We start from the raw sequence: 12,742 nt of genomic DNA on the forward strand, positions 1-12,742 counted from the left end.
TTTTATTTAATTATATTTTTTAAATTTTTATTTTAAGCCTTTTTTAATGGCTTACATCCAGTTATTGTTAGATGTTTCTATCTTATACAACCACAGATTAACATAGTGTTTCACTGTGCTAAAATCACCTAATTGAAAAGCGAGATTTCCTCCTGCTGTATGTATTATTATCGAACCAATATCAGCCTTCTTGTGCCAAAACAACTGAGAAGTGGTAATGGCCTGGATTTTACTAGGTTCAATTATCATATTATCAATATCCCAAGCACCCACTTGTTTGATTATAAAATCATTGTTAATATACAGCCTATTGTTCTGAAATCCAAAATAAACAATTACGCCCACAAACAACAAGTACAATAAAACCCCATATGCATAATCAAAAAATGCGGGCTGAATATATTTTGCAAAAGCAAAAAAAGCGACTGTCGGCAGCACCATCGACAGAAATATCGAAAAGACTAGCTTGCGGTAATTTGGCTTTAAAACAACTCCTTTTTGAGGTATTTTACCAAATAATAAGTCAAAAATCGCTTCTTTTTCAGTTTTATTACAACCCGGAATTTCAATTACAGTCTTGCTATTCTCTTTATCACTACTGGTCGCTTGTTTAATTTTAATTTCGAGAATATTCATTTTCTTCTGAAAATAATTACTCGTTATGGTGGTAATCTGTACTTTTTCTGGTTTCACAATGGTATTCTTCGTACTCAATAAACCAAAAGTAAGCAGCAAAGAACCGTTTTGCTTCGCCACCTTATAGTCGAAATACTTAAAAACAACTCGAAGTAGATTTATAATTAATACCAAAGCAAACATTACAATAAAAAACAACACAATCGAACTGATAACGGAACGTTGGGCAACATAAGCATCAAACTGTTCTTCTTTAAATTCAGACTCGGCTAGAAAGTTTTTACTGTTTTCATAGACAGTCATGAAAAAAGCCAGTATTAATCCCAGCGTTTTTACATAATTAGAAGTGATTCCCACTTTCAACAAACTCAAAAAGCTAATCTTAATAAAAGAATCTTTCTCGGCACTTTCCGTTTCCAAAACAACCTGCTCCTCTGATAAAACGGTAGTTTTTTTATCGCTTTCCAATAATCTTCCCTTTAAAGCCAAAGCCAAGGAATGCGAAATTGCTTTAATCTTTCCTTCTTTTTCAGCACTTCCTGCTGTGTCGACATTCAATTCATAAACACCAATCAGTCGCTGTATCAAAGACTGATTTATATCTACTTGTTGAATTTTATCCAGCTGAATAATGGTCTTTGTTTTATTTAAAATTCCTTCGCTAATAATAAATTCCTCATTCTCCTTATCTAAATAAAAAGTAAAGTTTAGGTATTTTAAGTAGGCGACAATTCCAATTATGATCACCACTAGAATCGAACCTAACAATAAATATACTTTGTTGAGCTCATCGAATTTAAAAAGCCAAATCACCGCTATAGGCCACAAACCACGACCCCATTTTTGAACCGTATCAACAAAAAGAATCAAAATCCCAATAGAGGATTGCCGTTGAGGCTGGTATAAAAAATCCTCCATTTACAGTTGCTTTTGAATTTTCCCCATCAACAGCTGTTTGATATTTTCGGCCTGCTCTTTTTTAATTCCAGGAATTTCAATATCACTCGAACTACCACCCGCAGTAAAAACTTCAACTTTTGCTAATCCAAAATATCGAGATAGTAATCCTTCATGTAAAGCTACGTGTTGCACTCTATTATAAGGAATTACAACCGTATTTGTCGCTATTATTCCATATCTAAAAAGCACATCATGAGTCCTGAAAGCAAATCCTTTTCTCTTAAAGCTAATTCTCGAAAGCAACAAAACAACAGAAAGTAAAACAAAATAAGTCACCGAAATTTCGACTGCAAAAACCAATAGTTCTCTATTAAAAAACAGCAATAGCCCCAGACCTGTTCCTGCTATTAGAAAAAAGATAATTACATTTAACAGACTCACTTTCCAATAATCGGAATGTAAAACAGAAAATTGCACTTCTTCAAATTTAGGAAGCTGCGTAGTATCGATAGTCTCGTTTGAGAAGTTCTCCATTTATTATTTAATTAAAATTTAGCATTCAATAAATTGAAAGCCCGTTTTATAAACCAACTCTAAGCCTTAAATTCCAAACCTACTTACGGCAACCATTTCTTTTCAAAATTCGGCTTACGCTTTTCAAGAAATGCATTTCTGCCTTCTTTAGCTTCTTCAGTCATATAAGCTAATCGAGTCGCTTCACCAGCAAAAACTTGTTGACCTACCATTCCGTCATCAGTAAGATTCATGGCAAATTTCAGCATCTTGATCGCCATTGGTGATTTCCCTAATATCTCTTGCGCCCATTCATAAGCTGTATCTTCTAATTCAGCATGCGGAATAACAGCATTAACCATCCCCATATCCATTGCATCCTGAGCAGAATAGTTGCGTCCTAGAAAGAAAATTTCACGTGCTTTTTTCTGCCCTACCATTTTTGCAAGGTAAGCAGAACCATAGCCACCGTCAAAACTCGTTACATCGGCATCTGTTTGTTTAAAGATAGCGTGCTCTTTACTAGCCAATGTCAAATCGCATACAACATGTAAGCTATGACCGCCACCAACAGCCCAACCAGGAACTACCGCAATTACCACCTTTGGCATAAAACGTATCAATCGTTGTACTTCTAATATATTCAAGCGATGTTGACCGTCCTCTCCTACGTACCCTTGATGCCCTCTTGCGTTTTGATCTCCACCGCTGCAAAAAGAATAAACTCCATCTTTAGACGAAGGCCCTTCGGCAGAAAGTAAAACAACCCCGATGGAAGTGTCTTCTTGCGCATCATAAAATGCATTGTAAAGTTCCGCCGTAGTTTTTGGACGAAATGCATTGCGCACATCAGGTCTGTTGAACGCTATTCTGGCAACTCCATTGCATTTTTTATAGGTGATATCTTCGTATTCTTTTGCAGTTATCCAATCCATTATAATTGTTTTAAATTATTGAAGTGTAAAAATAAATCATTTTTTACATTATATACTATTCTAGTTGGGAAGCTTTGGAAATCCTTCTAGAAATAAACGGCTGTAAAGTGTTAAAGTTTCAAAAAAAACTAATTATTAACAACTACCAATTGATATAATTACTAATTTTAAACCAAGATAATCAGTAGGATACAATTAAATTCTACTTCTTTATTTTAAAAAATTCACTGATTTATTAACCTAAAAAAAGAATAATTTGAATTCGATTAAAATTTTTGTCGCTCCTTGTTCTATGGTACTAAATTATACTACTAATTCTACATCCTTGACAATCGAGCAAATGAGAAAATCATTTATTTCGTCAGCAATAGATAAAGAGTAACACCGACGGTTAAAAAAGAAGAATTCATTTCTCGATTGCTTAATTTGTAAGCTTATGAATAATAGAGAAATAATCTTTAAATATATATACAAAACCAATGGCTTTTAATGTGAAATTAATTCTTTGCTACTAAGTATATGTTTTCTACATCTAAAGACAAGTATTCATTGAAGTACTTTTATGCTTAAGTCAATATTTTAAAAATAGTGTTTATAATAAACTACTATGTACAAAAGCAAAAAGTTACACTAAAAAATGAAATTGTAATTATTTTGGTGCCGTTTTATATTTTACGAAACGACACTTAAAAGAGAAAGACTAACCGTTTTCGATTAGTCTTTCTTTTTTTTATTCCTTAATCAGGTATATTCCGTCTTCTTTGATTTCGATTAGTTTTTCTCTATAAAGAGCACCAATTGCTTTCTTGAACGTTTTCTTACTCATTTTCAAAACGGTCTTAATGTCTTCTGGGTGGGAGTTATCAGTTAGTCTTAAAAAACCACGACTTGCTCTTAATTCATCCAAAATTATATCTGCATTGGGTTCGATGCTTTGATATCCTTGTATTTGCAACGAAACATCAATTTTATTGTCAGGACGAATGTTTTTTATGTACCCGCGCATACGATCTCCCGTACGAATCGCATCATCATAAACCTCATCTTTATAAAGCAAACCTTTGTGACGTTCGTTGATAATTACGTTAATTCCTATCTCGGTAATATGCGAAACTATTAATTCAACTTCCTCACCTTTTTCAACCGTAAGTTCTTCGTTTTTAAGAAATTGATTCGTCTTACTTGAAGCTACTAATCGATTGGTTTTTTCATCCATATAAAGGTACACCAAGTAGCGCTTACCTTTTTCCATAGGACGAGCTTGCTCTTTAAACGGAACCAAAATATCTTTTTCCATTCCCCAATCCATAAAAGCACCTATTTGATTGGTGTAATTCACACGTAATAGTGCAAATTCATTCAATAAAATATAAGGCTCTAAAGTGGTAGCTACAGGACGTTCTTCATGATCTAAATAAACAAATACAATCAACTCCTCACCTATCTCAAATTCGTTAGGTACATATTTATTAGGTAAAAGTATGTCGTGTATTCCCTCAGGATCTGTCTCTGGAGTACCCAGAAATAAACCAACTTTTGTGTCACGAAGTATTGTAAGCGTATTGTATTTTCCTATTTCAATCATTTTCTTGTATTTTCTAAGCCGCAAAGGTACGAAGTTTGAAAATAGTAACCCCATTCCTTCTTATAATTCCCTTGTATTTTCCTTTTTTGAAGCAAAAAAAAGTATCACTCTCAATAACGATTAGTCCCGCTATCCGTAGTATCTTTTGGGCTAAACCCCAGCCCAAAAAGGATACTTACTGCTATCGGGGCTAGATTACAGCGTTTTGTTCCTTAGTAAACCAATAAAAAATTCATTAAACAACTATTAAAATTAATTTTACTAGCTATTAACTTTCTTTTTTTACCTAATTTTAAATTCTTTAAATAAAACACCAAAAAATAAATGAAACTAAATCCTCTTTATTCCCTCTTTGCTTTATTGCTTTTCACTCAAATGAGCTTCGCCCAAATAACCGTTGACGATCCCGAAATCAAAAAAATGATTACTGAAATCAAAGCTGAAAACCTTGAAAATACAGTAGTAAAACTCGTTTCTTTTGGAACTAGACATACTTTAAGCGATACTAAAAGTAAAACGCGCGGAATTGGCGCAGCTCAACGATGGGTACAATCTGAATTCGAAAAATATGCATTAGAATCAAACGGAAAATTGACTTCAAAAATCGATTATTTCACCATAAAAGCAGATGGAAGACGCATAGCAGTCGACAGCCAACTAGGAAATGTTATGGCGACATTAAAAGGAACAGATTCTAGCGATGATCGCGTACTGATTATCAGTGGTCATCTCGACTCCCGAGTTTCGGATGTTATGGATACGAAATCAGATGCACCGGGCGCTAACGATGATGGTTCAGGTGTCGCGGCAATGATGGAACTAGCTAAAATTATGAGTAAAAGGTCATTCCCTTACACTATCATTTTTGTTGCGGTAACAGGCGAAGAACAAGGATTGTATGGTGCCAGACACTTAGCAGAACTTGCCAAAAAAGAAAACTGGAATATTGTGGCAATGATCAACAACGACATGATAGGAAACAGCTTGTCTAGCGGGACAAACTTAAGAGACAATACTAAAGTAAGGGTATTTAGCGAAGCAACTCCCTACCTAGAAACGGAGGAAGAAGGAAAAATGCGAAAACTAACTAATCGAGACAACGACAGTCCTTCTAGATTACTTGCCCGATATATTAAAACGGTAACGGATCAATATGTTGACCAATTAGAGGTAAACCTTGTCTATAGAAACGATCGTTTTTTACGTGGTGGAGATCACACTCCCTTCAGTCAAAATGGATTTACTGCTATACGTTTTTGCGAAATGAACGAAAACTACAACCACCAGCATCAAGATGTACGTACCGAAAACGAAGTTAAATATGGTGATTTAGTTGAATTTATGGATTTTGAATACCTTCGAAAAATTTCTGCATCCAATTTAGCCACATTGGCTAATCTAGCTTGGGCACCAAAAGCACCTACAAACGTAGGAATAGAAGTAAAAGACCTGACTAATTTCTCAACTCTGATTTGGAAAGCAGCTGAAAACACAAAAGTATACGGCTACCAAATCCTGATTAGAGAAACATCAGCAACAAACTGGGAAAAAACAATATTTGTAAAAGATACAAAAGCAACAATACCTTATTCTAAAGATAATTTCCTGTTTGCAGTTCAAGCAATAGATGAATTAGGACATGCCAGCTTACCTGTTTTCCCAACACCAATTCGTTAAAGAGTTTTGCACTTCAGGATAGAATGGATGCTGTAGCACCTAGCTGCTCTACCAAAAAATTCGCCACGAATTTCACAAACCTTCACTAATTAATTAGTGCTACTTAGTGAAATTCGTGGCGAAATACATTTAAAATACTAATGTAAATAGTTTCAACTATATTCTGAGGCCTATAAAGTTTTTTGATTTTCCAAAAAAACGAAAAAATTACAAAGACATCCAAATAGTTACCGAAAAGTTAGAGAGAAGTTAAAAAACGCTTAAAATATTGATTGCGGTTTGTGTTTGCTCTCAATAAACATATCTTCGCGACAATGAATAGGACTTTACAAAATAGTGCGAAATTAATATTGCGACATTTTTTTACATTTGTTGCAATAACCGTAGTACTATTTTCTAGCTGTTTCATAAAAAATGAAATAAAGGAAATTATCGGAATTCCAATCGCTTTAGAGCAAATGGGAAACCAAAGAACTACTCTTTTTTCTAGCAGCGTTACAAATTTCTGCTCGCAAACCTTAGCTTCCGATTTATTACAATCCGTAAAAATAACCTCGATTACTGCTAATTTAGTAGCAATTGCTACCTTGGCTGCAATTGTATTTCTTCTTTTTTCTGTTTCTGAAAAAGAAAAGAGAAAACACCCTTTTTACAATAGCTTAAAAATAAGCGATTCTTTCCCCATATTTTTGCTTTACCGCAAACTGATCATTTGATACCCTAATAGTTTTTAGAATTGCCATTGCGAGACCTTTCGCTATGGTATCTTTCTGTACATCAATTTTTTAATTAGTTGATCAAAATCTGATCTGAAAATCTATTATTTTATTATGGTCAAACCTCTTTTGACGGTCACATTTGTGTGGCTTGTCATGGGAATATCATTTCCCTTATATGCACAACAATCTCCCGAGACATTGGGAACTTTATGGAAAAACGTAGAAGATAATTACGCTGGAATTAAAGCCAAACAGTCTTCTGTGGATGCTGCAGCGTTAAATGAGCGCTCCGTAAAATCGAATATGCTGCCACAAGTCAAAGCTCAAGCACAAAGCACTTATGGAACGTACAACGGCGGTGGTGGCGCTTTTTTTCCGCAAGCCGGTTTTTTTAACGTTAGTGGTGACGCTTCTCTGCATGGCGCTTCTCTATCTTCAAACTCCTTTGGATCTGCAGTTGCAGATTGGGAAGTTTTTTCTTTTGGTAAACTTCGAAAAGAAAATCAAGCCGCTCGCGCAGTAACAAATAGAAAAAATAGCGAAAAAGGCGCTTATTTACTAAGTCTAAAAAAGCTTTTATCTGAAAGGTATATCACGCTTTTATACAACAAAACTAAACTTACCTGGAATGAGAAAACAGTGGAACGCTTAGACGAAATTCGGGTAATCACTTCTGGCTTGTCAAAAGCGGGGCTGAAACCTGCCGCTGACAGTTTGCTGGCTTCTTCTGCCCACACGCAATCACTTGCCGAAAACTATAAATTAGAAGGAAACAGCGGTGCTGCCTTGATTAAGCTAAAGGAGCTTTCTGGTAAAGAAGTTTTTGAACTCAATAGTTCGCTTAATCATTTCTCTACTCCAGTTCCTTATCTTGAACATAGAAGTGGATTAATTGAAAGTTCACATCCTATTCTTACAACATTAAAACATCAAGCTGACTTTTTTACTTCTAAAAGTGCTGTTGAAAAAAGCGCTGCGCTGCCATCAGTACATTTTTTAGGTGGATTATCTTATAAAGGTACTAGCATTAACAACGACGGCTATGTTTCTGGAAAATGGGAAGATGGTTTTTCGAATAATGCCAATAATTTTCTAGCAGGCGTTGGAATAACATGGAACATTTCAAATTTGCTAACCAATAGCTATAAAAGTCAAGGATTAACAAAGGAAGCCGAAAGCGTAGAAAATCTTCACGCACAGTACGAACAAGCAATGCAAGCAGATTTAACAGCTGTGCAAGTTAGAATTAGTCAACAATTCAAACAAATCGAAAAAACATCTTCTGCTGTAAAACAGGCTAGCGATGGATATACGATGTATTTATCTCGTTACAAAAGTGGTCTTATAGGTTTGAACGAACTGCTGCAAATACAACAATTATTTGAAGTTTCCGAAAATTCACATTTAGAAGCGGCACGAGAATACTGGATGCTAGTAGTCTATGAAGCAGAGCTCACTTCGAATTTTAATTTTCTCTTTACTAATCTTTAAATCTACTTAGATGAACTTAATAAGATTTGCGCTAAGAAGACCCATATCAGTAATTGTTGCTGTTATTGCAATTGTTTTCTTATCCATTACGTCAATAAAAAAAATAAATGTCGATATATTTCCTGAAGTAGAACTTCCTGCAATGTATATTGCGATGCCATACGGCGGACTTTCTCCGGCTTATATGGATGGTTTCATGGCCAACGAATTTCAAAAAGTCCTTTTATTTGTCGGCGGAGTAAAAAGTATGGACTTCAAAAGTATTCAAGGATTGACCCTAATGAAACTGACTTTTTATCCTGGAACAAACATGGCACAAGCCGCGGGTGAAGTCTCGACCTCTGTTTCCAGAGCAATGGGCTTTCTACCGCTGGGAGCAGTTCCACCAATGGTAGTTCGATTCGACGGAAGCTCGCTACCTGTTGGTCAATTGGTTTTCGAAAGTGACCAGCGTTCCATTAACGAAATTCAAACTTTAGTACTTACAAAAGTACGTCCTATGTTTGTTGCCATTCCGGGGATAACCGCGCCGGCGCCTTTTGGTGGAAACGCACGTTCGATCGTTGTCAATATAGATCCGCAAGCAATGCAAGCCAACGGTTTGAGTGCCGAAGAAATTACTATTGCCATTACAAAAAATAGTTTACCATCGCCAGCAGGGAACATTCGCATTGGCGATGAAAATTTAATGGCTCCTATTAATTCAATGGCAAAGAGTCCAGAAGAATTTCTTAACACCCCCATAAAAACAAATGATTCGCGTACCATTTATGTAAGAGATGTTGCGAACGTTCAAGATGGAGCGGACCAAACGGTAGGATATGCTTTAATTAATGGGAAACGTTCAGTCTATCTTCCTATTATAAAAAAAGCAGATGCCTCTACACTTGATGCTGTTAAAAATTTGAAAGCATCTTTACCTATGTTGCAGGATCAAATTCCTGAAGATGTAAGTATAAAGTATGAATTCGATCAGTCAAAATACATCGAAACTTCATTATCTAATCTAATTCACGAAGGAATACTAGGTGCTGTCTTTACAGGATTGGTGATTTTTCTATTTTTAGGTGACACTCGAGGTGCAATAATTGTGGTGCTAACGATCCCAATCGCTATTTTAAGCGCGGTTGCTGCGCTGTATTTCTTAGGCGAAACAATAAATATAATGACCCTAAGTGGACTAGCCCTTTCCATCGGAATATTAGTAGATGAGGCCACCGTGACCATTGAAAATATCCATCAACACATGGAAATGGGCAAACCCAAACAGCGGGCGATTAGCGATGCACTTATTGAAATTTCGATACCAAAACTCCTAATTTTACTTTGCATTCTAGCCGTGTTAACTCCGGCGTTTATTATGACAGGAATACCAAAAGATATGTTTATGCCTTTATCAATGGCAGTAGCTTTTGCCATGGTTGCATCTTTTATCGCCTCTCAAACATTTGTTCCAATTCTGGCAAACTGGATGATGAAAATGAAGAAAAATGAAGTCGCTAATACTCCTAGAAAACGTGCTTTTTTCGAAAAGTTCCGTGTTAATTATTCGTATCGAATGCGTAAATGGTCCACAAAAGCGATCTCACTTTTTCTACTTTATATATTTGTGGCCGTAGGTATAGTAGCACTATTGTTACCCAATGTAGGTACTGATGTTATGCCTCTATCAAATAGTGGTGACTTCCAACTTCGCATCCAAGCTCCTACAGGAAGTAGATTGGAAAAAACGGAGCAAATCGTAAAAGAAGTTTTAAAGGAAATTAAAACACTAGTTCCTGAAAATGGCGTGGTCATATCATCGGCATTTGTTGGGATGCAGCCAGCAACTTCACCTATTAATCCGATTTTTACTTTTACGAACGCTTCTCATGAGGCTATTCTACAAGTATCAATTGATAAAGAATTATACACTGGATCAATCCAAGATTTAAAGGAACAAATTAGAATAGCGGTAAAGAAAAGCCACCCGCAAGTGGCTCTTAATTTCGAACCCATGGAACTTACTGAAAAGATTATGGGACAAGGTACCATGACTCCTATTGAAGTAAAAGTGGGCGCCGGACAATTAAAAGCCGCTTTTGCTTTTGCCTCTAAAATTGAAGCCAATCTAAAAACGATTCCGTACTTGCGCGATGTACGAATTGCCGAGCCTGTGGCTTATCCTACTTTAGAAATCGAAGTAAATCGAGATCTTGCAGGCCAATTTGGCTTGACCGTTCAAGATATTACTAAGAGCTTGATTGCTGCGACTTCCTCCACTCGTTTTACCGATAAGAATTTATGGATCGATCCTAAGTCAGGGCTTGTGTTTCAGGTACAAGTGCAAATTCCTGAAGCAGCTATGTCATCGGAGCAAAAGTTAAAATCTTTACCATTGAAGAAAGGCAGTACGAGACCTGTTCTGGAAGATGTTGCGACGGTAAGAAGAGTAAGTACTCCTGCACAAGTAAATCGACAAGGTGCCAATCGATACGTAACAATAATTGCGAATTTGCACGAAAAAGATTTGGGGACTGCCTCAGCTGCTGTAAAAGAGGCAATTAAAGAAGTTGGAGAGCCACCGCGTGGAGTTAAAGTTTGGACCGAAGGTACCATTCAGCTATTAGATGAAACATTAAGCAATTTAATAGCGGGATTAGGTGTGGCAATTATTGCGATATTTCTAATGTTAGCGGCTTATTATCAGTCGTACAAAATACCACTAATTATTCTCTCTGTCGTTCCAGCAGTTGTAGCAGGAAGCTTGCTAATTTTATTTTTAACACAAAGCACGCTCAATCTGCAATCATATATGGGAATCATTATGTCAATTGGTGTATCTGTATCGAATGCCGTTTTACTGGTCAATCAAGCTGAATTTTATCGAAAAGACTTGTTGCTTAAACCAGCAAATGCAGCGCGTCTCGCTGCTTCGTCAAGACTTAGACCTATATTAATGACGGCAGCCGCTATGCTTGCAGGAATGTTGCCAATGGCAATTGGATTTGGTGATGGTGCAGAACAAGTTGCTCCTTTAGCCCGCGCTGTAATTGGTGGACTAATAGCTTCTACAGCGACAATACTATTATTGGTTCCGCATTTCTTTTCGTCCATGCTAACCAGAACTGTGATTAAAAATCCTTCCCTCGATCCAGATGATGAAGAGAGTCAATACTTTGTAAAATAACTTCTTAATAAAAAAAATGTACGATATAAATAAAAAAATAGAAACTGTCGCGATTGTAACCTTCTCTATACTTGTTTTTGCAGCCTGTTCTGATAAAAAAGAAGAGAACACAAAAAAAGTTGAAGTACCGATGTTAAAGGCACAAAATCTTAAGACAGCGGTGATCCAACATATAAAACCAGAGTACGAAATATCATTACCGGCAGAATTGCAAGCTTACGAAGAAGTGGCGGTTTACGCAAGAGTGAGTGGTTTTGTTCAAAAAATATTTGTTGAACGCGGTCAAAAAGTCAAAAAAGGACAATTATTAGCGGAGCTTGTGGCTCCAGAAATGAACCAAAAACACATTTCGGACAAGTCATCTGAGCAAAAATCATACAGTGATTACTTGTATGCAAAACAAGCTTATGACCGAATGTTAGATGCTTCAGAAACGGCTGGAGCTGTTGCGGCAATAGAATTGGAAAGATCAAAAAGCGCAATGCAAAGCGCGCAAGCTTCTTATAAAAGTGCTAGTGCAGGAACGGCAGGAACAGCGCAACTTCAAAAATATTTACGCATCACTGCCCCTTTTGATGGGATAATTACTTCTAGAAATGTTTCTATTGGAGCTCTAGCTGGAACAGGTTCAAGTGATCCTTTGTTTATGATTGCACAAGGTAATCGCTTGCGATTAACACTCTCACTTCCTGAAAAACACGCTGCTTCTATAAAGGAAGGAATGCCTGCCACTTTTTCGATAAGTTCGCAGCCCGGAAAAACTTTCAAAACAACGCTGTCACGTAGTTCAGGTTTTTTGAATAGAGACGATCGCTCTTTAACTATAGAATTTGATGTTGATAATGCTTCTGGAGAATTACAAGGTGGCGATTATGCCGAAGTAAACCTTAAATTACAAAGAAAATCACCATCGTATTGGGTGCCAAATGGAAGTATTCTTAACACTCAGAGAGGAACTTTCGTTCTTACCCTAAGTAATAATGAAATTAAAAAAGTCGTTGTAAAAGAAGGTATTAAATTAGATACCTTGTCGGAGGTATTTGGAAATTTTTCAAATGAAGATCAAATAATTCTCAAACCTTCAGAAGAAATGAAAGAAGGAATCATTAAATAATAA

At 36.3% G+C, this 12,742-nt stretch carries 10 protein-coding genes; 6 read left to right on the forward strand and 4 right to left on the reverse strand.

Annotated elements, in window-relative coordinates:
* Positions 1-51 precede the first annotated feature (51 nt).
* The 3 genes from E0F98_RS14350 to E0F98_RS14360 all read right to left on the reverse strand — a co-directional run bounded on the left by E0F98_RS14350 (position 52) and on the right by E0F98_RS14360 (position 2,984).
* Positions 52-1,554: a PH domain-containing protein gene (locus E0F98_RS14350; RefSeq protein ID WP_132112676.1), complete on the reverse strand. Its 1,503-nt coding sequence runs from the start codon at positions 1,552-1,554 to the stop codon at positions 52-54.
* Positions 1,555-2,070, reverse strand: a complete 516-nt coding sequence (locus tag E0F98_RS14355) for a PH domain-containing protein (RefSeq protein ID WP_132112678.1) — start codon at positions 2,068-2,070, stop codon at positions 1,555-1,557.
* Between the two features lie 83 nt (positions 2,071-2,153).
* The gene (locus tag E0F98_RS14360) at positions 2,154-2,984 is read right to left on the reverse strand and encodes a 1,4-dihydroxy-2-naphthoyl-CoA synthase (RefSeq protein WP_074724270.1); all 831 of its coding nucleotides are present in this window, start codon (positions 2,982-2,984) and stop codon (positions 2,154-2,156) included.
* A gap of 256 nt (positions 2,985-3,240) precedes the next feature.
* Here E0F98_RS14360 and E0F98_RS16260 point away from each other — a divergent pair, with 256 nt between their 5' ends.
* Positions 3,241-3,366: a hypothetical protein gene (locus tag E0F98_RS16260; RefSeq protein ID WP_262709003.1), complete on the forward strand. Its 126-nt coding sequence runs from the start codon at positions 3,241-3,243 to the stop codon at positions 3,364-3,366.
* A 348-nt stretch (positions 3,367-3,714) separates the two neighbouring features.
* Here E0F98_RS16260 and E0F98_RS14365 read toward each other — a convergent pair whose 3' ends face one another.
* Positions 3,715-4,569, reverse strand: coding sequence for a CvfB family protein (locus E0F98_RS14365; protein ID WP_132112680.1), 855 nt, complete (start codon positions 4,567-4,569; stop codon positions 3,715-3,717).
* Between the two features lie 324 nt (positions 4,570-4,893).
* Here E0F98_RS14365 and E0F98_RS14370 point away from each other — a divergent pair, with 324 nt between their 5' ends.
* The 5 genes from E0F98_RS14370 (at position 4,894) to E0F98_RS14390 (ending at position 12,739) form a co-directional block, all read left to right on the forward strand.
* Positions 4,894-6,246, forward strand: a complete 1,353-nt coding sequence (locus E0F98_RS14370; protein ID WP_132112682.1) for a M20/M25/M40 family metallo-hydrolase — start codon at positions 4,894-4,896, stop codon at positions 6,244-6,246.
* A gap of 314 nt (positions 6,247-6,560) precedes the next feature.
* A complete protein-coding gene (locus tag E0F98_RS14375; protein ID WP_132112684.1) occupies positions 6,561-6,962 on the forward strand; it encodes a hypothetical protein in 402 nt (133 codons plus the stop codon).
* 114 nt (positions 6,963-7,076) lie between these two features.
* Positions 7,077-8,456, forward strand: coding sequence for a TolC family protein (locus E0F98_RS14380; protein ID WP_132112686.1), 1,380 nt, complete (start codon positions 7,077-7,079; stop codon positions 8,454-8,456).
* Between the two features lie 10 nt (positions 8,457-8,466).
* Positions 8,467-11,625 carry an efflux RND transporter permease subunit gene (locus tag E0F98_RS14385; RefSeq protein ID WP_132112688.1) on the forward strand — a complete coding sequence of 1,053 codons (3,159 nt, stop codon included), beginning with the start codon at positions 8,467-8,469 and terminating at the stop codon, positions 11,623-11,625.
* 16 nt (positions 11,626-11,641) lie between these two features.
* The gene (locus E0F98_RS14390; RefSeq protein WP_132112690.1) at positions 11,642-12,739 is read left to right on the forward strand and encodes an efflux RND transporter periplasmic adaptor subunit; all 1,098 of its coding nucleotides are present in this window, start codon (positions 11,642-11,644) and stop codon (positions 12,737-12,739) included.
* Positions 12,740-12,742: the final 3 nt, after the last annotated feature.

Source organism: Flavobacterium hiemivividum (assembly GCF_004349145.1).
GTDB classification, from domain to species: Bacteria; Bacteroidota; Bacteroidia; order Flavobacteriales; family Flavobacteriaceae; genus Flavobacterium; species Flavobacterium hiemivividum.

Coding starts and splice junctions, on each gene's coding strand:
- E0F98_RS14385 (WP_132112688.1), top strand. CDS start 8,467: ATGAACTTAATAAGATTTGCGCTAAGAAGACCCATATCAGTAATTGTT.
- E0F98_RS14355 (WP_132112678.1), bottom strand. CDS start 2,070: ATGGAGAACTTCTCAAACGAGACTATCGATACTACGCAGCTTCCTAAA.
- E0F98_RS14360 (WP_074724270.1), bottom strand. CDS start 2,984: ATGGATTGGATAACTGCAAAAGAATACGAAGATATCACCTATAAAAAA.
- E0F98_RS14375 (WP_132112684.1), top strand. CDS start 6,561: ATGAATAGGACTTTACAAAATAGTGCGAAATTAATATTGCGACATTTT.
- E0F98_RS14370 (WP_132112682.1), top strand. CDS start 4,894: ATGAAACTAAATCCTCTTTATTCCCTCTTTGCTTTATTGCTTTTCACT.
- E0F98_RS14390 (WP_132112690.1), top strand. CDS start 11,642: ATGTACGATATAAATAAAAAAATAGAAACTGTCGCGATTGTAACCTTC.
- E0F98_RS14350 (WP_132112676.1), bottom strand. CDS start 1,554: ATGGAGGATTTTTTATACCAGCCTCAACGGCAATCCTCTATTGGGATT.
- E0F98_RS14365 (WP_132112680.1), bottom strand. CDS start 4,569: ATGATTGAAATAGGAAAATACAATACGCTTACAATACTTCGTGACACA.
- E0F98_RS14380 (WP_132112686.1), top strand. CDS start 7,077: ATGGTCAAACCTCTTTTGACGGTCACATTTGTGTGGCTTGTCATGGGA.